We start from the raw sequence: 22,653 nt of genomic DNA on the forward strand, positions 1-22,653 counted from the left end.
CAGGATTACAACTAAAGGAAAAGATGAACGTATAATGTAAAAAAAGAACGTGATATCCTCACGTTCTTTTTTTACATTATAATAATTTTGTCATCTAGTTTTGTCTGTCCGCTAAGAAGTGCGTTTAAATATTCCACTTTTCTTATACAGGCCTGTATATGTCTTTCAACCTCTTGCAACTCTGCTTGGTGATGTGTTTCAATCGGATGAATTTGTACGTTGAATTTTTCAAATTGACTACTATATGTTATTTCTGCATAGCCGCTCATAATATCCATTTCGTTATGAAATAAAAATTGCTTCGTTTTGTCACAGAATGATACATTCTGAAAGCCATATACTTTTAATGCTTCAATTACTTTTTTTATCATTTTTGTATTCATTTTTTAACCCTCTTTACGAAGTTCTACTCATATAGTATAACATAAAAAATTACATAGAAAGCGCTTCCAAGTGTATTTTATTATAAACTTTACGTTTCGATCACAAAAATGAAACAAAGAAAAAATAATTGTAAAGAAGGAAGGACTCTTTTATTGTTTCGTCATATATATAGAGAAATAGTGCAATGAAAGGAAATTTTCCGAGGTGGAGATCGTATTTCCAATTTGAGCGCAGTAAAAGAGGTGAAAATCTTGAACTTTGATATTGTAGGACAAAAAGCATATATAAAAGATGGACCGCATCGGAACCGAATTGGAATTGTAAAGAAAAACGAGACAAAATTAGAATCACAGTTTGCTATTGTAATTGGAGAACAAATCATTGATGTAGACCTAAAGGATATCGTGTTAGTTGGAGTAGACGTAGGACAATTTCATAAATGGTGCGAACAAAATGGTTATTTGTGAAAGGACGGGCTGTAAGATAATGAAATATATTTGAGAAAAGAGAATATGTAATTGTATTCTCTTTTTCTATGTGTAAGGAGACGGAAATGAAGTATAAAGAACGAGATTTTACATAGTATGTGAAACAATATTTGATGACTTATGTATAAAAGACAAAGAGGAAGATGAAAAGAACTAAAAAAGGACGCTAACAGTTTTTGTTAGCGTCCTTTTCATTATGAAGCAATTTCACCAGTTTTTGTATCATCTTGATTGTACGTATCTTGATCTAATTCACCAAGCCATTTACTAGAAATAAGACCTGCTGTCATAGAACCACTTACGTTAAGAGCTGTACGACCCATATCGATTAATGGTTCAACTGAGATAACAAGAGCGACAATACCGATTGGTAAGTTCATTGTAGATAGTACGATTAACGCTGCAAATGTTGCACCGCCACCAACACCGGCAACACCGAATGAGCTAATAGCAACGACAGCGATTAAAGTTAAAATAAATTGTGGTTGTAATGGATCGATTCCTACAGTTGGAGCGACCATCATTGCAAGCATTGCTGGATAAATACCTGCGCAACCGTTTTGTCCGATAGATACTCCAAATGATGCTGCGAAGTTGGCAATTCCTTCGGAAATACCAAGCTTTTCTTTTTGCGCTTCAATATTTAATGGCATTGCACCAGCACTAGAGCGAGATGTGAATGCAAATGTTAATACAGGGAACACCTTTTTTAAATATTGAATTGGATTTAAACCAGATAGAGCAATTAATAATAAGTGGATAACGAACATTACGATAAGTGCTACGTAAGACGCTAACACGAAGTTACCAAGTTTTAAAATAGCATTTATGTCGCTACCAGCAACTGTTTTTGCCATAAGAGCTAATACGCCGTATGGAGTAAGACGTAAAATTAATGTTACCATACGCATTACGATTGCATATACAGCATCAAGCATTTTCTTAAATAGTTCTGCTTGTTCTGGATATTTTCGTTTTACCCCTATAAAGGCGATACCGATAAAGGCTGCAAATATGACAACAGAAATTGTTGATGTTGGACGAGCACCTGTTAAATCAAGAAACGGATTTGTAGGCAATAGCTCTAATAATTTATCTGGAATTGTTGTTTTTTCAATAGAAGTAAATCTTTCTTCAACTAGCTTCAGACGAGCAGATTCTGCATCACCTTGTTGTAGCCCTGTTGCTGATACATCAAATCCTGCACTTGCAGCGATACCGACAGCTGCAGCGATTCCTGTAGTAAGAATTAAAATTCCGATAATAAGACCACTAATTTTACCAAGGTTTTTCGTTAACTGTAATTTTGTAAAGGCTGAAATAATAGATACTAAAATAAGTGGCATAACGATCATTTGAAGTAATTTCACATAACCGTTACCGATCAAGCCAAACCAAGTATTTGATTCAATAATTACTTTAGAAGTTGGTTCATAAATAAATTGTAATATAAGACCGAATATAATTCCGACTCCTAAAGCAGTAAATACACGTTTATTAAAAGATACATGCTTACGTTGCATATAATATAATACGCCAACTAAGATGAGCATGACTGCAACGTTAATTCCGACAAGCAGTGTATTCATGTCGATTCCCCCTAATTCCAATCTGTTATATAGAATATAAGGTAATAAAACCTATATGTCAACTAGGAAATTGCGGAATTAAAAAAAAGATGGCAAAATGCCATCTTTTAATGTCCAGCCCCAGGGACAAGTAAAAACGTCGTGTAGTATGTAAATCCTATGAAGAAAACAGTTAAATATGCCCCAAATACGTATATATACATACGCTCTGTTAAATTTAAATAGCTTAAAAGTACGAAGAATCCTGTTTGTCCTAAAAATAGTAGTGCGGTCGAATGCATATCCCCTACGTAAAACATAACCGAGAAAATTCCAGTCCAAAAGCCGAGAACGCGAAACATGCGCTCCATGCCATCTCCCTCCTTTTCTAAAAAAAGTAAACCTCACCTCATTATAGTTTATTTTTCTTACTATTGTAAATATTCGTTCATATAAAAAGAAGCCATTTATAAATGGCTTCTTTTTATATGAGAAATTAAATTGTTAGTTTATAATTACAAGATTTACATCCATCTAGTAGACTATCATTTCGTGTTAATTCCGTGTTAGGGAATAGGATTTCAAAAATCCCTTTCATCATATCTCCGTGCATATTACAAATTTCAGTTGGGTGATGAACAGCAACTTCTTTAAATGGACAATTGTGTACATCATAGAAAATTTTCGTTCCATCTGCACTTAATTCAAATGCAGGTGATAAGCCAGCTGTTGAGAAAGCTTCTTTTGCAATTTGAACTTTTTGTTCCACTGTTAAAGCATCTTCACTCACATTTAAACGCAGCATATGTTGTTGCATTAATTCGGCTCCAAATTGTTTTCCAGTTTCGTATAGCGCTTTTTCACCAGCAGCGCCAAGGCTAAGTAAAGAATTAAATGCGATTCTTGCTAACAATTGATAATCACGGAATGGAAATTGTAATTGAATCACATCTTCAGATAATACATATAATCTGCTTGGTCGTCCGCCTTTTCCAGTTTTCTTCGTTTCCGATTTCAGCATATGAACATCTTCTAATTTAGATAAATGTAAACGCGCTACGTTTGGATGAATGTCAAACTCATCTGCAATTTCTTGTACAGTTACGTAACTATGTTTTTGGGAAATATATTTATAAATGTAATAACGAGTTGGGTCAGATAATACACCAGTAATTTTTAAAGCTTGTTCCATGAGGATCTCCACCTTTATCACTTTATCCAAGATAATAACATTATAATACAGATAAACTTTCATATAGGTAATTTCAGACAATAATTCGGAAATTGTTCATAATTTCACAAACATATTTTCCCTTTTTTCTATAGTGAAAATACAAAAATACCGATTTTTCTTATGAATTTTTTCATGCTATATACATAGTAGGGAGGGGAAAATGATGAATGGAATTGAAAGTTTTGCGAATATGATTTTGAAAGAGGCGTGTAGGGTACAAGCGTCGGACTTACATGTTGTGCCCCGGAAGAAGGATGTAGTGGTTCAACTACGTATAGGAAAAGATTTAATGATGAAACATTGTATCGAAAAGGAATTTGGAGAAAAACTTGTTTCACACTTTAAATTTTTAGCATCCATGGATATAGGGGAGAGGCGGAAGCCACAAAATGGTTCACTGTATTTACAAATGGATGGGCAAGAAGTATATTTACGCCTTTCCACGCTACCAACTGTATATCAAGAAAGTCTCGTTATTCGTCTTCATTTACAAGCATCTATTCAGCCGTTATCTCATCTTTCGTTATTTCCAAGTACAGCGAAGAAACTACTCTCTTTTTTACACTATTCACATGGGTTACTCGTATTTACTGGACCAACTGGTTCTGGAAAGACAACAACAATGTATGCATTATTAGAGGTCATTAGAAAAAAGAAAACACGTCGTATCGTTACGCTGGAAGATCCAGTTGAAAAAAGAAATGACGATGTATTACAAATTCAAATAAATGAAAAAGCAGGTATCACATATGAGGCGGGATTGAAGGCTATTTTACGTCATGATCCGGATATTATTTTAGTCGGTGAAATTCGTGATGAAGAAACAGCGAAAATTGCTATAAGAGCAAGTTTGACTGGACATTTAGTAATGACGACACTGCATACGAATGATGCGAAAGGGGCGATACTCAGGTTCATGGATTTTGGTATAACGAGGCAAGAAATTGAACAATCTTTATTGGCTATAGCTGCACAGCGACTTGTCGAATTGAAGTGCCCGTTTTGCAAAAGAAAGTGCTCAACTTTATGTAAATCAATGAGGCAAGTCAGACAAGCGAGTATTTATGAGTTGTTATATGGATATGAGTTAAAACAAGCGGTTAAAGAAGCAAACGGGGAATGTGTCACATACAAGCACGAAACATTAGAATCTTCGATACGAAAAGGATACGCTTTAGGATTTTTAGAAGAGGATGTGTATGTTTAAGCAAATATGGAGTTTAAGTGATCAAGTAGTATTGCTGAAACGATTAGGAGAACTATTAGAAAAAGGATACTCCCTTTTGCAGGCATTAGAATTTTTACGGTTTCAATTACCTTTAGAAAAGAAAGTACAATTGCAGCGCATGATTGATGGATTAAAAGATGGAAAAAGTCTACACGATTCTTTTCATCAATTAAAGTTTCATCAGGAGATGTTAAGTTATTTATTTTATGCTGAGCAACATGGTGATATTTCTTTTGCATTGCAACAAGGGAGCGCACTTCTTTATAAAAAGGATAAGTATAGGAAAGATATGATGAAAATAATGCAGTATCCTATGTTTTTGGCGTTCTTTTTAATAATCATGATTTTGATTTTTAACCGTATTTTATTACCGCAGGTTGATATGGTATATAGTTCGTTCGGTTCTACAGCATCGTTATTTACAGAAAAAATATTAAGTGCAATTAAGCTACTACCCTATTTTATTTTTAGCGCTATTTTTATCGCTATGATTGGTTGTAGCGTATATATATTTTACTTTCGGAAACTTCCGCATATGAAGCAGGTAAAAATTAAACTTCGTATCCCCCTCGTAAAAACATTTCTTATTTTAAAGCATTCACATTATTTCGCCACTCAATTAAGCGGTTTATTACACGGCGGACTATCAGTACTGGAGGCTCTAACAATAATGATGGAGCAAAAATATCATCCGTTCTTTCAGTATGAAGCGGGCCGAATTGAACGCCAATTAATTGCGGGAGAACCGTTGCAATCTATTATTGCTAAAAGCGGATATTATGAGGAAGAACTTTCTTATATTATTACGCATGGACAAGCAAACGGTAATTTGGCCATTGAATTAGGTGACTATAGCGATCTTATTATGGAAAAGATGGAGCAAAAAGTTAAACGTATGTTAGTGATCATTCAACCCATTTTATTTACGTGTATTGGAGGAATGATCGTTCTTATGTATTTAGCGATGATTATGCCAATGTTTCAAATGATGAATTCTATTTAGGAGGTGTTTACATGCAGAATGAGGAAGGATTTACCCTTTTAGAAATGTTATTAGTTATGGTCATCATCACTGTATTATTACTATTAATTATTCCGAATGTAATCACACAGCGTTCATCCGTCGAAGGAACAGGATGTAAAGCCTATGTGAAATCTATAGAAGCTCAAATACAAGTATACCAACTACAACATAATAAAATCCCCTCGCTAAAAGAGCTAAGGGATGAAAAATATATTACAGCTGATAAGTGCCCGAATGGTGAATCCATTCATATTTCAAATGATGGCACAGTAACAACTGGGAAACTGTGAAACAAAAAGGATTTACTCTTTTAGAAATGCTACTCGTTCTATTTGCAATTTCTGTACTAAGTATGGTCACGTATTTTAACGTACATTCATTACATGAAAAACAAAAAGTCGAACAATTTTTAAGACAGTTTTCAAATGATATTTTGTATATGCAACAATTAGCGATAAATCGTCAAAAACACTATACATTACGATGGCATAAAGATAGACATGCGTATTATATAGGGGAGCTAAGTACGAATCTTACTATTATTAAAAAAGAATATGATAGCGATATACAAATTGATTTGAATACTTTTCCAAATCCGATGACATATAATCCGAGTGGAAATATTAATAGAGGTGGTACTATTTTACTTTCGTATCGAAGTTATAAATATGAAATTGTATTTCAGCTTGGAAGAGGGAGATTTACGTATCGTGAAATGTCAAAAAGGGTCAGTGATGGCTGAGATGCTTGTAGCGTTAAGTATAGTAATGATGGCAGTGTCTTTACTACTTCCGCAAACAATATTGATTATGCAAGAACGAAAAAACATACAAATTCGTTATAAAGCATTTGTATTATTAAAAAGAGAAGCAGCTTTATATATGTATGAGAATGGTGCGAAACAACAGCAAGAAAAAGTCGTAAATGGAAATGTATATTACACATATTGGGGAGGAAATGAAGTTTGTGCTATGTGGAAAGATGTGAAAGGAAGAATGATGGAGCAATGCTTTTATGCAGGAGAGAAAATAAATTAGAAGTTGGGTTTACATTAATAGAAATGATCGTATGTTTTTTTCTGTTATCACTGTTCTTTTTACTCTTGCCACGTTTAAATTTTATTGGAATAGAAAACAACCAATCAAAAGGATTAAATAATTGGGAATGGGATGTGTTTTTAGGACAAGTACAGTTAGAGTTTCGTGAAGTATCTTTTGTAGAAAAAATAGTCCCTGAAAATAAAGATAATCTTTTGCGCTTCCGTCTTCGCACTGGAGATGAAGTGACGTATGAAAAATTGAATAATCATCTGATAAGAAAAGTAAATATGCGAGGAAGAGAAGTTATATTACAAAATGTTGGAATGGTTTCGTATGAAGTAACACCTCATTTGCTTTTAATAAATGTGAAAGATATGAGCGGGAAAATATATGAAGGTGTAGCTGTAAGGTATAGCGCAATGGAAATAAATATATGAGAAAACAAGATGGATTTACGATGCCAGGAACAATCATTTTTCTTGCATTATTAACTTCGTTCTTTGTATACGAAACGAATATGTTACTTATAGATAAAAAATTTTATATTGAAATAGAGCAAAAGTTTGTAATGGAAGAACTACTAAATCGATCGATTACAAATATAAAACAGGATTTACAGCAAAAAGAAAAGGAAGATACATTTTTCTTTCAATATGAAAAGGGCGAAGCAAGTGGAAATTACGTCTTTGAAAAAGATGATATTCTCGTTTCGTTGCAGTGCAAAATAAAGCAGGAAGTTTTCTATAAGGTGAGCTTTCGGTATAGAAAAAAGGATGAAAAAATATTCGATTGGATAGAAGGATAGTATGTTGAATGTGTGAACAAAAACCATAATTTCTCATTTTAAAACAGGCTGTTTTTTATAGGGAATGGATAAATAAAACAATTGAAAGTTTAAATTTTCTCAAAAAAGAGAAAGGTAGAAAGAATATGATATATTCAAGCTATCCAAACATATTTTTTTAGGGAGAATAGGGAAATGACAAATAACAATCAAATAGGTGAAAATAAGGAACAAACTATTTTTGATCATAAAGGAAATGCAATTATGACAGAAGATAGGGAAATACACATTATTTCAAAATTCGAAGAACCTCTTATTGTCGTGTTAGGAAATGTATTAAGCGATGAAGAATGTGGTGAATTGATTGAATTGTCTAAAAGTAAGTTAGCACGTTCCAAAGTTGGTTCATCACGTGATGTAAATGATATTCGAACGAGTAAGGGTGCATTTTTAGACGATAATGAACTGACTACGAAGATTGAAAAACGAATTTCATCTATCATGAATGTTCCTGCGTCGCATGGAGAAGGATTACACATTTTAAATTATGAAGTGGATCAACAATATAAAGCGCATTATGATTATTTTGCAGAACATAGTAGATCAGCTGCTAATAATCGTATTAGTACGCTTGTCATGTACTTAAATGATGTAGAAGAAGGTGGAGAAACGTTCTTTCCTAAATTAAATCTTTCTGTGCACCCTAGAAAGGGAATGGCAGTATACTTTGAGTATTTTTATCAAGACCAATCATTAAATGAGCTTACGTTACACGGAGGGGCACCTGTAACGAAAGGTGAGAAATGGATTGCAACGCAGTGGGTAAGAAGAGGCGCTTATAAGTAAAAGCGTGTATGAAACGTTTTGTTCTTCATTTTATAAGAAGAACAAAACGTTTTTTTATTAAATAATGTAATCATTCGTTATAATAACAAATAATAACGGATGATTGAGAGGAACGAACATGAAATCTATATACATAACCGGTTATATGGGAGCTGGGAAAACAACAATTGGAAAAGCGTTAAGTAAAGAACTTCATATGGATGTTGTCGATACAGACCAAAAAATTGAAGAGAAGCAGGAGAAGGCAGTTCGTGATATTTTTGCTGAAGAAGGCGAAATGGCTTTTCGGGAATATGAAAGTGAAATGTTACGTTCACTACCGAGTTGTAATGTAATTATTACAACTGGTGGCGGAATCATTGAACGAGAGGAAAACCGAAAGTGGATGAAGGAAAATGGAACTGTCGTGTATTTATATTGTGATCCACATGTAATTGCAGAAAGACTTCGTGAAGATACGACACGGCCACTATTTCAGAAGAAAGATATAGAGGCATTTGTGGCAAAATTTGAATCGCGCCGAGCTTATTATGAAGAGGCTCATATTCATATCGATACGACGAATAAGTCTGTAAAGCAAATTATGAAGGAATTCAAAGAAAAGATTAATCAATAAAAAAGTGGACATACTAATCAAGTAGAGGTGATGATAATATGTCTACTAATGATTATGTTCGCTTTGTGACACAGCAGTTTGTGTCGTATATGGATGCTCCAAAAGCAGATCGTAAACAAAAGAAAGAACAACGCCGTGCTGAAAAAGAGCCATTTATGAATAAGTGGTTTGGTGTTATGCCGCTAAGTGCTGCTTTGTTTTATCGAAACGTAAAAGATAAAAGAAAAAAATCAAGTTAACGATTTCTTAATATGTGTAGCAAAATAAAAATCCCCTAGTAGTATGATGCTACTAGGGGATTTTTATTTACTGTACGGATTCTTTTTCTTCTGTAACGGCATGTATTTTGTTGTTTACCCAAACAAATCCAATTCCGATACAAATAGAAATGCCCCATCCAACAGCGGTCATAATCGCTCTCATTTCACCATAGCCATCTACACCGAAAACAGAGATGAAATAAATTTTTAAGAAGCTTTTTAATATAAATTGTAGCCCGAAAAATAGCGTTAAATATTGTAATGCTGGATAGATACGACTATCACGATACAGTTCACGACTTTTATCACGGTCATGGCCTTGTAGTGCTGCAATATCTGCTGCGAAATATAACATAAGTGGTTTTTTTATAAAAATGGTACATATAACGATAATACCTAGTACGATGTGATAATACGCATCGTTCCATAACATGCGTTCAGCTGATCCGGATAATAGGTCTACCGTTGTATTAGAAATGAGTGTAATTAAAATAAAGAACCCTGTTACGTTAAACTGTTTTTCTTTTTTAAAGGTATACAGTGTATAAATAATCCCCGGAACAGAGGAAAGTAACATCGCGTAATAAGGATCGATATAAGGTTTTGCAAATTTCCAAATGAGGAATGGGATTACGAGATAAAAGACAAGATCTAATATAGCTTTTTTATTTTGATTCATATAGGGCCTCCTTAAGTCATACATATATTTTATAATATAATTTCTGAAAATTGTATAAGGTTTAATGGGAAAAGAAAAAATATATCGTTTTTTGAGGGATTAGTAGATTGAAAAAATTGCCCCTAGCGTAGTAAGTTTTTTTAGTATATAATAAAGGAAACGCTTTCATTTTTAGTTTGTTCACAAAATGGACGGAAAATCACATATTTACTATCGATATGTTGCTTTATAATGAAACTAATTAAATATACATGCATACAATATTGTGAAATAAATAACATAAATAATCTATATAAATGTAAACGTTATCAAAAGAGAGAGGTGGAGACAATGAGTAAATTTTTCTTCAATCATAATCCAGCAACAGTAGAGGATGGAAGGCTTGTTAAATATGCTGAAATTATTTATGGAGAAGGTGGCCGTTCTGTATTAGAAAATTTAATGGTGAAGGCATCTATCAGATTGCGTGATCGTTATCCGAATAAATCTGACGAGCAGATCTCGAACCTAGTAAATAAAGGCATCCATGATATGTTTCAAAAATACGTGAGCGAGTAAGAGTAGCCAATGGCTGCTCTTATTTTTTTGTATAAGGATTGTATTTCTAGCTGAAAATAAGGATGTATTTTGAAAGACATAAGAAGGAGTGGGACAAATGAGTAATGGAATTGGCCGTTCAAAAGAAAACCTTCCAACTGATGCAAATCATGTGAGTGCAAAGGATCGTGCGCATCAAAAACGTATGGCAAAGCAAAAACAACAAGGGCGTAATGGCGATAGAGGATAACTCAAAAAAGCTCCTTCTAAAACAGAAGGGGCTTTTTAAGATAGAAAATGGTTTGCGGTAACATAAAAAAGTCCACCGTTAATAATTTGCACTGTAATACGTGGCTCGTATTGTTCTTGCAGTGCTTGTTTTTCAATTTCATAGCTTTCGGGAAGTTCATCACTTTCTTCATAAAAACGATTTAAAAGGTCTAAATCATGATTCCAGCGCACTCTTGCTTCTTTCGCCCACGTATGGTCATCTTCCGCAATAATATTCTTTAAAGCATCCTCTATACGTTGTAAACCGCTTTGCGGTTTAATGATAGGCGAGAGCGTAAAACAAAAGTCAGGTATTTTCGGTGTAAGTTTAATTTTAGCTAATGTTTCATGAAAGTTTGCGATCATTGTGCCAGAAATGAGATGAATCCCAATGGAGTGAAGGATGTCTTTTTTTCGATCACATTGATAGGAAACTTTAATATTTACACCGAGCCACGGATGGAGCGGTGTATGCGTTGCCCCGCTATGCCGTACATCCTCATATAAACGTATGTAAGAGCCTAATTCTTTTGTCGTTTGGAAAATTTGATGAAGACGTGGTGAACCGTAGTGAATAAGCTCGCCATCGTTTTCTTCATTTTCTGGATTTGTAATAAGAGTAAGGCGCATCGGATTCGGTACGCCTCCTGTTTTCTCAAGATAGTGCCAATAAAAAGGGCGATTCATTAATAATTTATCCATCTCAATTGTTAACTGCACATCTAATAGATGAGGGGAGCGCTGTAAAATTTCACAGTTATTCGCCTCGAAAAAATTGTATAAGTAATTATGAATTTCATGTTGCTGCATAGCCTTGCACCTCAGCTTCATTTCGTTTGGCGAAGTCGATAATAGATGTTAAGTTTTCCATCTTAATTCGGATTTCTCCTTCGCTTTTTGACTGCGCAAATATTTCTTGAATGTGCGCGTCGATGTTTTTCATATTAATTCTCGTTAAAATTTCATCAAGTTCCCCGATAACACGCTCAAATAAATTGATTTTTTCATATAACAGTTTCAAAATATGTTCTTCAACAGTGTGTTTTGTAGCTAAGTTATAAATATGAACATCATTCTTTTGACCAAGACGGTGAATACGTCCGATTCTTTGTTCAAGGCGCATTGGATTCCATGGCAAATCATAATTGATCATATGGCTACAAAATTGTAAGTTAATCCCTTCACCACCAGCTTCAGTTGCAATTAATACTTGTGCGTGGTTTTGGAAAAGCTCCTTCATCCAGTCTTTCTTCCCACGTTTAAATCCGCCGCGGAATGGAACGGAAGAAATGCCGTGTTGTTGTAAAAACCATTGTAAGTACATTTGTGATGCTCGATATTCTGTGAAGATGACGACTTTATCGTCAATTTCTTTTATAAGCTCAAGAGCTTTATTCGCCTTTGAATTGAAAGGAATATGATTAATTTTGTCCATTAGCACATCAATATGCGGGTCTTTTATGTAATGCTCATTTTCCTTCTGACGTTTTTCTACATGTTTTTTTAATGAATAGTACACAGCCTCACGACTACTACAAGCTTCTCGTTTTAAAGTTAACGATGAGAAAGCGGATGTGAAGGCGTCTTGTCCTCGCCAATTTTCAATCCCGTTATACAAAGCTTGCTCTTCTTCATTAAACTCAACGAAAATTGTACGTACATGTCTCTTTGGCCAATCAATTCCGGTATTATGCCGGCGATTTCGGACCATTACTTTATTAATAAGAGCTTTTAAATCTTCATCAGATTCGGCTGAACGATTTTTTGAAGCGTAATATTCTTCAAAGTTGGATTGATTGCCTAAATGTCCTGGTTTTAATAAAGAAACAAGGTTGAAAATTTCATCAATCTTATTTTGGACAGGAGTAGCAGTTAATAATAAGCAAAATTTCTTTTTTAATCGCTGTGCAAATTCATAGTTTTTTGTTTTATTATTTTTAAGTTTATGTGCTTCATCGATAATAATAAGGTCATATTCTAAGTTCAAAACGATATCACGATGCGGTGAACGTTTTGCAGTATCAATTGATGATACAATCACATCGGCTTGTTCCCATGAATAGCTTTTCTTTTGGGCTACAGCTGGAATGAAAAACTTTGTATTTAGTTCGTATGCCCATTGTGATACGAGAGAGGCAGGGACGAGTATAAGTACTTTTTTCACAAGGCCGCGGACCATATATTCTTTTAAAATAAGCCCAGCTTCAATTGTTTTCCCAAGTCCCACTTCATCTGCTAGTATCGCTTTGCCATTCATTTGTTCAATGACATTTTGAGCGACTTCTAATTGATGCGGAAGTGGTGTGAAATGAGATAAATGCTTCGGTGCTTGTAATCCATCGAAAGTAGGAACAAGTAACGATTTTTCTGTTTTATAAGCTAAATGATATAAATCCCAGTTTGTCCAAGGGCCATCTTCGTCAACTCTATTTAAAAAATTGTTTTGCCACGTTCGATCTACGGAAATATCGACATTCATTACGACTCTCCCACCTTTTATAAACTAAAGTAATTATTAAAAAAATCTTTATTATATAAGCCTTGTAATAAGGCGTTATTACACATACTAAAAGTTAAAGAATAGGCAAAGATAAAGGGCTAAATTTTGAAAGTTGTATTTAATTAGATTAAGAATAAAAAATTCTAAATTATTTTTTATGCTAGAATATTGATGAAATATAGCGAATAATGTTAGGATAATGGTGTGAAATGTGTGGAATCTTTCGTATTTTATCCAAGAAAGTGATTTTTTATTTACGCTTTCATAAAAAAATATAAGGAGATTCCGTATATCCTATCTTTTCAGAGTGAAAATGTTTAGATATGGCGAGCAACTTTTATTGATTTGTCAAAGCATAAGGGGGAGAGAGCATGATTACATTACAACGTACACCGTTATTTGATGTATACGCGAAGTATGGTGGGAAAACAATCGACTTCGGTGGTTGGGAATTACCAGTTCAATTTTCAAGCATTAAAGAAGAACATGAAGCTGTACGTACAGCGGCAGGTTTGTTCGATGTGTCTCATATGGGAGAAGTTGAGGTAAAAGGTGTAGATAGTTTAGCATTTTTACAACGTGTTGTTACAAATGACGTTTCTACCTTAAAGGTAGGAGGCGCACAATATACAGCTATGTGCTACGAAAATGGTGGTACAGTAGATGATTTATTAATCTACAAACGTGGTGAAGAAGACTATTTATTAGTAATCAATGCATCAAATATCGAGAAAGATTACGAATGGTTAGCTAGCCATGTAATTGGCGATGCGAAAGTAGTCAATGTTTCTAGTGAAGTTGCACAGCTTGCAATTCAAGGACCAAAAGCAGAAGGCATTTTACAAAAAGTTGTGTCAGAAGATTTGAAAGAAATTAAGTTCTTTAAATTTAAAAACGATATTCTTGTAGATGGAATTCCAGCACTTGTATCTCGTACGGGTTACACAGGTGAAGATGGATTTGAAATTTACTGTAAGAGTGAAGATGCTGCAAAACTTTGGGAGAAACTTCTTGAAGTTGGAGCAGAAGAAGGCTTAAAAGCATGTGGTTTAGGTGCTCGTGATACACTTCGCTTCGAAGCTACATTACCACTTTATGGCCAAGAATTATCAAAAGATATTACACCGATTGAAGCTGGAATTGGCTTTGCGGTAAAACCAAATAAAGAAGCAGACTTCTTTGGAAAAGAAACGTTAAAAGAGCAAAAAGAAAACGGTGCGCCTCGTAAGTTAGTCGGCATCGAAGTAATCGAACGTGGAATTCCTCGTACACATTACCCTGTATTTATTGGAGAAGAAAAAATCGGGGAAGTAACGAGTGGTACACAATCTCCAACGTTAAAGAAAAGCATTGGTTTAGCACTAATTGATGTAAAATACGCAGCAGTTGATACAGAAGTAGAAATTGAAATTCGTAATAAACGCGTCAAAGCAGTAGTTGTTCCAACACCATTTTATAAACGTTCAAAGTAACGGGGAGAGGGGTAGATTTCATGTTGCATCGTTATCTTCCAATGACAGAAGAAGACAAAAAAGAAATGTTACAAACGATCGGCGTTCAAACGATCGATGAGTTATTCTCTGATATTCCAGAGAGTGTTCGTTTTAAAGGGGATTTAAAAATTAAAGAAGCAAAATCAGAGCCAGAGCTGTTAAAAGAGTTATCTCAAATGGCTAGTAAAAATGCTAACTTAAAAGAATACGCTTCTTTCTTAGGAGCAGGCGTATACGATCATTACGCTCCAGTAATTGTAGATCACGTTATCTCTCGCTCAGAATTTTATACAGCTTACACGCCATACCAACCAGAAATTTCACAAGGGGAATTACAAGCAATCTTTGAATTCCAAACAATGATTTGTGAATTAACAGGAATGGATGTAGCGAACTCTTCTATGTACGATGGCGGTACAGCTTTAGCTGAAGCGGCAATGCTAGCAGCTGGCCATACTCGTAAAAAGAAAATTCTTGTGTCTAGTGCAGTTCATCCAGAATCAAGAGCAGTACTTGAAACATATGCAAAAGGTCAACATCTTGAAGTTGTTGAAATTAATCATAAAGATGGTGTAACAGATTTAGACGTATTACAAAGTGAAGTAGATGATACAGTTGCTTGTGTAATCGTTCAATATCCAAACTTCTTCGGACAAGTTGAAAAATTAGCTGATATTGAAAAAATCGTTCATCAACAAAAATCATTATTTATCGTTTCTTCAAATCCATTATCATTAGGCGCATTAACACCACCAGGAAAATTTGGTGCTGATGTTGTAATTGGTGATGCACAACCATTTGGTATTCCAACGCAGTTTGGTGGACCACACTGTGGTTACTTTGCAACAACGAAAGCATTTATGCGTAAAATTCCAGGGCGTCTTGTTGGACAAACTGTAGATTCAGATGGTAAACGTGGGTTTGTATTAACGTTACAAGCGCGTGAACAGCATATTCGCCGTGACAAAGCGACGTCTAACATTTGTTCAAACCAAGCGTTAAATGCATTAGCAGCATCAGTTGCAATGACGGCACTTGGTAAACAAGGTGTGAAAGAAATGGCACGTCAAAATATTTCTAAAGCACAATATGCAAAACGTCAATTTGAAGCGAAAGGCTTCACTGTAACATTTGCTGGACCATTCTTCAATGAGTTTGTTGTAGATTGCAAGCGTCCAGTGAAAGAAGTAAACGATGCATTATTACAAAAGAATATTATCGGTGGTTACGACCTAGGCCGTGATTATAAAGAGCATGAAAACCATATGCTTGTAGCAGTAACTGAGCTTCGTACAAAAGAGGAAATTGACACACTTGTAAACGAAATGGGGGCTATCCAATGAAGAACCAAGACCAAGCACTTATCTTTGAAGTGAGTAAAGAAGGACGCATAGGATATAGCCTACCAAAATTAGATGTAGAAGAAGTGAAACTAGAAGACGTGTTTGAGAGCGATTATATTCGAGTAGAAGATGCAGAGCTACCAGAAGTATCTGAACTTGATATTATGCGCCACTATACAGCACTTTCAAACCGTAACCACGGTGTTGATTCTGGATTCTATCCACTTGGATCTTGTACGATGAAATATAATCCGAAAATTAATGAGAATGTAGCTCGTTTCGCAGGATTTGCAAATATTCATCCGTTACAAGACGAAAAGACAGTACAAGGTGCAATGGAATTAATGTACGACTTACAAGAGCATTTAATTGAAATTACAGGTATGGATACTGTTACATTACAACCAGCAGCTGGTGCACACGGAGAATGGACAGGCTTAATGTTAATTCGTGCATACCATGAAGCAAATGGTGACTTTAACCGTACGAAAGTAATTGTTCCTGACTCTGCTCACGGAACGAATCCAGCATCTGCAACTGTAGCTGGTTTTGAAACAATTACAGTAAAATCAAATGAACATGGTCTTGTTGACTTAGAAGATTTAAAACGTGTTGTAAACGAAGAAACAGCAGCACTTATGTTAACAAATCCTAATACATTAGGTCTATTCGAAGAAAATATTTTAGAAATGGCAGAAATCGTCCATAACGCAGGCGGTAAATTATACTATGATGGTGCAAACTTAAATGCGGTATTAAGCCAAGCGCGCCCAGGAGATATGGGATTTGACGTTGTGCATTTAAACCTTCATAAAACATTTACAGGTCCTCACGGCGGCGGTGGCCCAGGTTCTGGTCCAGTAGGTGTGAAAGCAGATTTAATTCCGTACTTACCAAAACCGATTTTAGAGAAAACAGAAAATGGCTATCGCTTTAACTATGATCGTCCAGAAGCAATTGGGCGCGTAAAACCATTCTATGGTAACTTCGGAATTAACGTTCGTGCATACACATACATTCGTTCTATGGGTCCAGATGGACTACGTGCAGTAACGGAGTATGCGGTATTAAATGCGAACTATATGATGAGAAGACTAGCACCATTCTATGATCTTCCATTCGATAGACATTGTAAGCATGAGTTTGTATTATCAGGTCGTCGTCAAAAGAAACTTGGTGTACGTACATTAGATATTGCAAAACGCCTGCTTGATTTCGGTTACCATCCACCAACAATTTACTTCCCATTAAATGTGGAAGAATGCATTATGATTGAGCCGACAGAAACAGAATCAAAAGAAACATTAGACGGTTTCATTGATAAGATGATTCAAATTGCTAAAGAAGTAGAAGAAAATCCTGAAGTTGTACAAGAAGCGCCACATACAACGGTAATTAAACGTTTGGATGAAACATTGGCTGCTCGTAAACCAGTTTTACGTTATGAAAAGCTAGCTCCTGTACAAGTTTGATTAGATAACAAAAGAAGAACTCGCTATATGCGGGTTCTTTTTTTGTATGGAGAATTTGTCCCGCGATTTGCGGGCTGATAATCAATCGGGATGAACAAAAATCCCCCACTGATTAAAGTTTCACTTTATGCAGAAGTGGTGAAGAAAATGTTACTATTTTATATTTTTTGTTTCATAATGGCGTAAAGAAGCAGTTTCATAGGTGATTTTGTTGAAAAAGTCGGTTTGATAAAAGTATTTATTTTTGTTAGAATTTTATTGAAATTAAGAAGATGTAATGAGATAGGAATGACTCATTTTTATGTATATGTGAAAAAACGAGCAAGCTGGGGGTGAAAATGTGGGATATCGGTGTTATAGAATGATATACCATTTAGAAAACGGAAAAACGATTAAAGATGTAAAAGAATTTTGTTATCGAGACCAAGGAAAAGTGCTAGAAAGAGTAGCGCATCGTGTAATGGATAATAGAGAAGTGACGGCAATTGATAAGCAAGGAACGATCATTTCAATAGCATGTGAGGACATTGTAAAGGTGGAACTTGATTACATAACAGAAAGTTAACCTTGAGTCATATCGAATTATTCGATAAAATATACTGTTGAATGGTGAAGTGAGAAGAGAGGAGTTTATCATGGGTAGCACAAGACACTTTTATATGTTTATCTTAGCGTTTGTTCTTGTTGTCGCATTAACGATTTATTTAATTGTTGATAGCACTTGGTACAACACAGTTCATCCTGCGTTCCTTCTGTTTATGTATGTAGGAATTGCGGTAGTGAGTTTCGGAATGAGAGATGAGATGTTAGATCGCTTTGAAAAGTGATACATATACGAAAGACCAACAGGAAAATGTTGGTCTTTTTTTCTTGCCAAAAATAGGCTGGTGTGTATATACTGTATATATAAGGTATACACAGTATATACACACTGGAGGAAAACATGAATATTATTATTTCGAATTCTTCCCAAGACCCTATTTATGTACAAATAAGAAAACAATTAAGCCAGCTTATTTTAAATGGTGGTTTAAAAGGTGGAGACCAATTACCGTCTATTCGTAGCTTAGCGAAGGAATTACAAATTAGTGTAATTACGACGAAGCGTGCGTACGAGGAGCTTGAAAAAGAAGGATATATAGAAACTGTTGCTGGGAAGGGGACTTATGTTTCACGTAAAAATAATGAACTGCTAAAAGAACAGCGGCTACGTCTATTGGAAAGTAAAGCGGAAGAGATTGTGAATGAAAGTAAAGCGTTGCAGCTTTCACTTGAAGATTTACAGCAGATGATTGCGTGTTTATATGAGGGGGAATAAGAGATGTTAGAGCTAAAAAATGTTTGTAAAAGTTATCAAGATTTTGCAGTGAAAAATATAAGTTTTACATTACCACGCGGATATATTATGGGATTTGTCGGACCGAATGGAGCAGGGAAAAGTACGACGATCAAAATGATTATGAATTTAATTCGAAAAGATAGCGGCGATATAAAAATTTTTGGCAAGGACAATAAGAAAGCCGAAAAGGAAATAAAACAAAATATCGGTTTTGTATATGATGAAAATCATTATTACGAAGATTTAACGTGTGAACAAATGAAGCGTATTATTGCACCGTTATATAAAAAGTGGGACGAAGAGCAGTATCAATCGTATATGCATAGATTGCAAGTTCCGAAGTATAAAAAAATTAAAGAACTATCAAAAGGGATGAAAATGAAATTTGCGATTGCCATCGCACTTTCGCACCACGCGAAGTTTATTATTATGGATGAACCGACAGCAGGATTAGATCCAGTTGTCCGAAGTGAATTACTTGATATGTTGCAAGAAATTGTAATGGAAGATGAAGTATCTGTATTATTCTCAACGCACATTACAACAGACTTAGAGCGCATCGCAGATTATATTACGTTTATCAACGATGGAGAAATTATATTTACTGGTGAAAAAGACGATTTAATGGAGAACTACGTAATCGTAAAGGGAAATAATGATTTATTAGACCGAGAAGGAAAAGAGCTATTTGTTGGATTACGAAAAAACAAGTTTGGTTTCGAAGGTTTAGCGAAGGATAAACAAGCCATTATCGATTGGTTTGGAAATGAGGTTGTAATAGAACAGCCTACATTAGATGATATCATCGTTTACACCGCGAAAGGGAGAGGTGCCTATGCGTCAGCTCGTATATAAAGATTTGTTCTTTTTTCGAGGGATATGGCCAGTGTATCTTACTATACCCTTTATATTCTTTTTATTTGAAAACGGTGATGGAATGCTGTTTCCTATGAGTTGTTTATTTGTAACGCTTTCATCAATTACGATGTTGATTGTAATTGATGAACGGAATACCAGTGACATTGTTATGAATAGTTTACCGTTAAGTAGAAAAAACATCATAATTGCTAGATATATTTCCAGTGCAATATTTATTGTAGGTGGTATGTTCTCTACTATGTTGTTTATTTTCCTTATAAGAGGTATTGCTGTTCTGGTTGATATCGGTGCATATCATCCTAATCTATACATTGAAATTCCGTGGCATGAAGTAATAAATGGGGTTGTTTACGCCGTATTTTTGGTCGTCACCTTTTTCCCTAGTTATTATGGTACAAAGTCGAAGGTAGTAAGAAGTCTAGTATCAGCAGCATCAATAGGAGTGGGGGGGATACTTTGGATATTTATTAGTGATGGGCTGAATGAAACAACACCTCCATTCCTTGAGTGGATTATGAATCCTCTGCATATTGGTGTATTTATAGTTGGATTCATTGCATTAGTCAGTATTTATATCGCTTCTATGTTTCTTACAATTAAAATTTATGAAGCACGTGATTTATAGAGAGGAGAATTCATATGCAACAGTTGATTTTGAAGGAGTTTTTCTTACAGAAGAAGATATTTCCTTTCTATTTTTTAATACCTATGTTATCTATTTTTAGGGACTCCGTTCAACCAATGGGGATTGCAATAGGATTATTTATAACATGTAGTACAATTATTTATATTTCTTTTTATCATGAGGAGAAAAGTAAAACAGAAAAAGTATTAGTGAGTTTGCCTATAATGAGAAAAGAGATAGTTATAGCTAAATATATTTCAACCACATTATTTATTATAGTCGGTTTGAGTATAACCTCTATAGTCGTAATATTAGGAAATATTTTGTTGAACAGAGATATAGTTATTCCTGGATATGCAATATTTTCAGCAATAGTAGCAACCTTGATTTATTGTGTAGTAACGATACCTACTAATTACATTGGGGGATATAAAGCTATTACTGTTTTGAATGTGATTATGATTTTTCCTTTAATGAGTATGATTGGCCTTATGTGCAATATTTTTGGTGATGAAATAATCATGTTAAAAGTACTCCACTCTCAAGAGGCTACACTAGCAATGAGTATTCTTGGTATCGGAGTGTTAGTAAGTATAGTCATATCAATGTTGCTCTCAATGAAAATGTTTCAGGAGGCAGAGTTATAGAAGGGGCATTTTCATATTAGGAGGGTAAAATATGATCAAGCAATTAGTCTTAAAAGATATGATGTTGCAAAGAAAGTTAGGATTTGTTTATCTTATATGTTTGTTTTTCCTTGCTATTGTTGATTTTCGTAGTGATAGTTTCCTTATGACGATTAGCGTATCTATACCTTTTCTTGGTATGGTACTGTCAATGAGTTATGAAGGGAAAAATACAAGTGAAATAATAGTAAATAGTTTACCGTTTGAGCGGAAAGATATTGTCATAGGGAAATACATATTTGTAAGTATTTTAGTTGCTCTAGGTGGAGGTTTCTCGCTAGTGATTGGCTTGATTCAGTTACAAAATGAATATATAACTGGACTTATGCTGTGGGGAGCTGTTCTTGGCGGAATAACGGGAGGATTGGTTTGTAGCATAATCGTACTTCCAATTGAATTTTCAGTGGGATATAGCAGTGCAAAACAAATTGCACCCTTCATCGGAATTGCATTTGGGTATTTAAGTGGACTGATTGTAAGTAAAGTGTGGTTAGATATAGAGAATCCCTGGAGCACGAGTCTTGTTGTAAATAGTTGTTTTATAGCAGGGCTGCTTCTTTTATATGTTATGTCCATGTTTTTCTCAATTCATTTGTACAATGAGCGTGATTTATAAGGAGGGAGCGATTGTGAAGCAACTTATAATAAAAGACTTTATCATGCAATGGAAGTATTTAATATGGCACTTAATCTATCCTCTTTTCTTGTATATGACATTAATGGATATTAAAAGTTTTTACATAATTATGTCAGCTATAATTCCAGTAATAGCAATTTTAAAAACATTCAATGACGATAAAAAATATAATAGTGAAGTAATAGTAAATAGTTTACCGCTAGCGAAAAAGCAAATTGTGTTAGCTAAATACATAATGGCACTTATTATTTTTATTATAAGTATGATAGTGTCTAGTCCTGTAGTGATCAATCGATTTGAAGATGGAACTTTTGAATTTATAACGACAACAGTAATTACGATTTCTGGCTTTGTTTTTATATATTTAAGCATTGTATTACCGATATTGTTTTGGTTTGGGTATAAAAAAGCTTCTTTTATTACGCTTTTCATACTAATAGCACCGACAGCAATTGGTACCATGTTCTTTGAAATCAGCATGGAACAAATTCAATTATATAACAGCATGTTATTCGTTAGTTCAATATGCATGTTCATAGTATCTATCTTCGTTTCAGTGAAATTGTATGAGAAGAGAGAATTTTAAAAGGTGCCTTATATAAGGCACCTTCTTCAATAACGACAATATGAAAGTAAGAGTTTATAAACAGAGAGGCTGTTTGGTACAACATCTTTTGGAGTATGTAATATAAAGCTGAAAACGATAACGAGAATGAGAAAG

At 34.6% G+C, this 22,653-nt stretch carries 32 protein-coding genes; 24 read left to right on the top strand and 8 right to left on the bottom strand.

Annotated elements, in window-relative coordinates; genetic code table 11:
• Window positions 1–71: 71 nt before the first annotated feature.
• Window positions 72–383, bottom strand: coding sequence for a hypothetical protein (locus K5S59_RS05865; protein ID WP_001093241.1), 312 nt, complete (start codon window positions 381–383; stop codon window positions 72–74).
• A 252-nt stretch (window positions 384–635) separates the two neighbouring features.
• On the opposite strand from K5S59_RS05865, the gene K5S59_RS05870 reads away from it, so the two are divergent.
• Window positions 636–851, top strand: a complete 216-nt coding sequence (locus K5S59_RS05870; RefSeq protein WP_001008329.1) for a DUF3912 family protein — start codon at window positions 636–638, stop codon at window positions 849–851.
• 215 nt (window positions 852–1,066) lie between these two features.
• Here the strand turns inward: K5S59_RS05870 and K5S59_RS05875 are convergent, their stop codons facing one another.
• The 3 genes from K5S59_RS05875 to K5S59_RS05885 all read right to left on the bottom strand — a co-directional run bounded on the left by K5S59_RS05875 (window position 1,067) and on the right by K5S59_RS05885 (window position 3,632).
• A complete protein-coding gene (locus K5S59_RS05875) occupies window positions 1,067–2,461 on the bottom strand; it encodes an L-cystine transporter (protein ID WP_001094339.1) in 1,395 nt (464 codons plus the stop codon).
• 107 nt (window positions 2,462–2,568) lie between these two features.
• Window positions 2,569–2,811 (bottom strand): DUF2626 domain-containing protein, encoded by a 243-nt coding sequence (locus tag K5S59_RS05880; protein WP_000440714.1) that lies wholly within the window; start codon window positions 2,809–2,811, stop codon window positions 2,569–2,571.
• Between the two features lie 125 nt (window positions 2,812–2,936).
• Window positions 2,937–3,632: a helix-turn-helix transcriptional regulator gene (locus K5S59_RS05885; protein WP_097843949.1), complete on the bottom strand. Its 696-nt coding sequence runs from the start codon at window positions 3,630–3,632 to the stop codon at window positions 2,937–2,939.
• A 205-nt stretch (window positions 3,633–3,837) separates the two neighbouring features.
• Between K5S59_RS05885 and comGA the strand changes: the two genes are divergently transcribed.
• From comGA to K5S59_RS05935, 10 genes are all read left to right on the top strand, one after another.
• Window positions 3,838–4,881 carry a competence protein ComGA gene (comGA, locus tag K5S59_RS05890; RefSeq protein WP_001013202.1) on the top strand — a complete coding sequence of 348 codons (1,044 nt, stop codon included), beginning with the start codon at window positions 3,838–3,840 and terminating at the stop codon, window positions 4,879–4,881.
• Entirely contained in the window at window positions 4,874–5,905 is a 1,032-nt protein-coding gene (comGB, locus tag K5S59_RS05895) for a competence type IV pilus assembly protein ComGB (protein WP_000476187.1), read from the top strand. Before comGA ends, comGB begins: the two co-directional genes overlap by 8 nt.
• An 11-nt stretch (window positions 5,906–5,916) precedes the next feature.
• Entirely contained in the window at window positions 5,917–6,216 is a 300-nt protein-coding gene (gene comGC / locus K5S59_RS05900) for a competence type IV pilus major pilin ComGC (protein ID WP_001178679.1), read from the top strand.
• Window positions 6,213–6,668 (top strand): comG operon protein ComGD, encoded by a 456-nt coding sequence (comGD, locus tag K5S59_RS05905; RefSeq protein WP_120450867.1) that lies wholly within the window; start codon window positions 6,213–6,215, stop codon window positions 6,666–6,668. The genes comGC and comGD overlap by 4 nt, the downstream gene beginning before the upstream one ends.
• Window positions 6,661–6,963, top strand: coding sequence for a competence type IV pilus minor pilin ComGE (gene comGE, locus K5S59_RS05910; RefSeq protein ID WP_000829515.1), 303 nt, complete (start codon window positions 6,661–6,663; stop codon window positions 6,961–6,963). Before comGD ends, comGE begins: the two co-directional genes overlap by 8 nt.
• Window positions 6,933–7,403 carry a competence type IV pilus minor pilin ComGF gene (gene comGF / locus K5S59_RS05915; protein ID WP_000923090.1) on the top strand — a complete coding sequence of 157 codons (471 nt, stop codon included), beginning with the start codon at window positions 6,933–6,935 and terminating at the stop codon, window positions 7,401–7,403. The genes comGE and comGF overlap by 31 nt, the downstream gene beginning before the upstream one ends.
• Window positions 7,400–7,771: a competence type IV pilus minor pilin ComGG gene (gene comGG / locus K5S59_RS05920; protein ID WP_001231184.1), complete on the top strand. Its 372-nt coding sequence runs from the start codon at window positions 7,400–7,402 to the stop codon at window positions 7,769–7,771. The genes comGF and comGG overlap by 4 nt, the downstream gene beginning before the upstream one ends.
• A gap of 174 nt (window positions 7,772–7,945) precedes the next feature.
• Window positions 7,946–8,596 carry a 2OG-Fe(II) oxygenase gene (locus K5S59_RS05925; RefSeq protein WP_000183843.1) on the top strand — a complete coding sequence of 217 codons (651 nt, stop codon included), beginning with the start codon at window positions 7,946–7,948 and terminating at the stop codon, window positions 8,594–8,596.
• A 118-nt stretch (window positions 8,597–8,714) separates the two neighbouring features.
• Window positions 8,715–9,212: a shikimate kinase gene (locus K5S59_RS05930; RefSeq protein ID WP_000836636.1), complete on the top strand. Its 498-nt coding sequence runs from the start codon at window positions 8,715–8,717 to the stop codon at window positions 9,210–9,212.
• Window positions 9,213–9,250: 38 nt separating this feature from the next.
• Window positions 9,251–9,451: a YqzE family protein gene (locus tag K5S59_RS05935; RefSeq protein ID WP_000106076.1), complete on the top strand. Its 201-nt coding sequence runs from the start codon at window positions 9,251–9,253 to the stop codon at window positions 9,449–9,451.
• 67 nt (window positions 9,452–9,518) lie between these two features.
• Here the strand turns inward: K5S59_RS05935 and K5S59_RS05940 are convergent, their stop codons facing one another.
• The gene (locus K5S59_RS05940) at window positions 9,519–10,151 is read right to left on the bottom strand and encodes a VC0807 family protein (protein WP_001073110.1); all 633 of its coding nucleotides are present in this window, start codon (window positions 10,149–10,151) and stop codon (window positions 9,519–9,521) included.
• A 140-nt stretch (window positions 10,152–10,291) separates the two neighbouring features.
• On the bottom strand, window positions 10,292–10,408 hold the full coding sequence (locus tag K5S59_RS05945; RefSeq protein WP_003279814.1) for a hypothetical protein: 117 nt from the start codon (window positions 10,406–10,408) through the stop codon (window positions 10,292–10,294).
• A gap of 73 nt (window positions 10,409–10,481) precedes the next feature.
• On the opposite strand from K5S59_RS05945, the gene K5S59_RS05950 reads away from it, so the two are divergent.
• Both K5S59_RS05950 and K5S59_RS30095 read left to right on the top strand, forming a co-directional pair.
• The gene (locus K5S59_RS05950) at window positions 10,482–10,709 is read left to right on the top strand and encodes a hypothetical protein (protein ID WP_000032702.1); all 228 of its coding nucleotides are present in this window, start codon (window positions 10,482–10,484) and stop codon (window positions 10,707–10,709) included.
• Window positions 10,710–10,806: 97 nt separating this feature from the next.
• Window positions 10,807–10,938 (top strand): hypothetical protein, encoded by a 132-nt coding sequence (locus tag K5S59_RS30095; protein ID WP_000064662.1) that lies wholly within the window; start codon window positions 10,807–10,809, stop codon window positions 10,936–10,938.
• 35 nt (window positions 10,939–10,973) lie between these two features.
• Here K5S59_RS30095 and K5S59_RS05955 read toward each other — a convergent pair whose 3' ends face one another.
• Both K5S59_RS05955 and K5S59_RS05960 read right to left on the bottom strand, forming a co-directional pair.
• A complete protein-coding gene (locus K5S59_RS05955; RefSeq protein ID WP_001183979.1) occupies window positions 10,974–11,768 on the bottom strand; it encodes a YqhG family protein in 795 nt (264 codons plus the stop codon).
• On the bottom strand, window positions 11,755–13,437 hold the full coding sequence (locus tag K5S59_RS05960) for a DEAD/DEAH box helicase (protein WP_001100050.1): 1,683 nt from the start codon (window positions 13,435–13,437) through the stop codon (window positions 11,755–11,757). Before K5S59_RS05960 ends, K5S59_RS05955 begins: the two co-directional genes overlap by 14 nt.
• Window positions 13,438–13,829: 392 nt before the next feature.
• Between K5S59_RS05960 and gcvT the strand changes: the two genes are divergently transcribed.
• The 11 genes from gcvT to K5S59_RS06015 all read left to right on the top strand — a co-directional run bounded on the left by gcvT (window position 13,830) and on the right by K5S59_RS06015 (window position 22,518).
• Complete coding sequence (gene gcvT, locus K5S59_RS05965) at window positions 13,830–14,930, top strand: glycine cleavage system aminomethyltransferase GcvT (protein ID WP_000631760.1); 1,101 nt, start codon at window positions 13,830–13,832, stop codon at window positions 14,928–14,930.
• A gap of 20 nt (window positions 14,931–14,950) precedes the next feature.
• Entirely contained in the window at window positions 14,951–16,294 is a 1,344-nt protein-coding gene (gcvPA, locus tag K5S59_RS05970) for an aminomethyl-transferring glycine dehydrogenase subunit 1 (RefSeq protein ID WP_000903236.1), read from the top strand.
• The gene (gcvPB, locus tag K5S59_RS05975; RefSeq protein ID WP_000795693.1) at window positions 16,291–17,766 is read left to right on the top strand and encodes an aminomethyl-transferring glycine dehydrogenase subunit 2; all 1,476 of its coding nucleotides are present in this window, start codon (window positions 16,291–16,293) and stop codon (window positions 17,764–17,766) included. Before gcvPA ends, gcvPB begins: the two co-directional genes overlap by 4 nt.
• A 361-nt stretch (window positions 17,767–18,127) precedes the next feature.
• Window positions 18,128–18,331 (top strand): DUF3929 family protein, encoded by a 204-nt coding sequence (locus tag K5S59_RS05980; RefSeq protein WP_000639160.1) that lies wholly within the window; start codon window positions 18,128–18,130, stop codon window positions 18,329–18,331.
• A 70-nt stretch (window positions 18,332–18,401) separates the two neighbouring features.
• Window positions 18,402–18,593, top strand: a complete 192-nt coding sequence (locus K5S59_RS05985; RefSeq protein WP_000535935.1) for a hypothetical protein — start codon at window positions 18,402–18,404, stop codon at window positions 18,591–18,593.
• 116 nt (window positions 18,594–18,709) lie between these two features.
• Entirely contained in the window at window positions 18,710–19,084 is a 375-nt protein-coding gene (locus tag K5S59_RS05990; RefSeq protein ID WP_001021351.1) for a GntR family transcriptional regulator, read from the top strand.
• A gap of 3 nt (window positions 19,085–19,087) precedes the next feature.
• On the top strand, window positions 19,088–19,960 hold the full coding sequence (locus K5S59_RS05995; RefSeq protein WP_000891317.1) for an ABC transporter ATP-binding protein: 873 nt from the start codon (window positions 19,088–19,090) through the stop codon (window positions 19,958–19,960).
• Window positions 19,941–20,609, top strand: a complete 669-nt coding sequence (locus K5S59_RS06000) for an ABC-2 transporter permease (protein ID WP_001249551.1) — start codon at window positions 19,941–19,943, stop codon at window positions 20,607–20,609. Before K5S59_RS05995 ends, K5S59_RS06000 begins: the two co-directional genes overlap by 20 nt.
• Before the next feature lie 14 nt (window positions 20,610–20,623).
• Entirely contained in the window at window positions 20,624–21,256 is a 633-nt protein-coding gene (locus K5S59_RS06005; protein WP_001186542.1) for an ABC-2 transporter permease, read from the top strand.
• A gap of 31 nt (window positions 21,257–21,287) precedes the next feature.
• Window positions 21,288–21,911 (top strand): ABC-2 transporter permease, encoded by a 624-nt coding sequence (locus K5S59_RS06010; protein ID WP_000595369.1) that lies wholly within the window; start codon window positions 21,288–21,290, stop codon window positions 21,909–21,911.
• Window positions 21,912–21,924: 13 nt separating this feature from the next.
• The gene (locus K5S59_RS06015) at window positions 21,925–22,518 is read left to right on the top strand and encodes an ABC-2 transporter permease (protein WP_000811434.1); all 594 of its coding nucleotides are present in this window, start codon (window positions 21,925–21,927) and stop codon (window positions 22,516–22,518) included.
• Window positions 22,519–22,653 lie beyond the last annotated feature (135 nt).

Source organism: Bacillus sp. BML-BC051, assembly GCF_019656175.1.
Classification (GTDB): Bacteria; Bacillota; Bacilli; order Bacillales; family Bacillaceae_G; genus Bacillus_A; species Bacillus_A mobilis.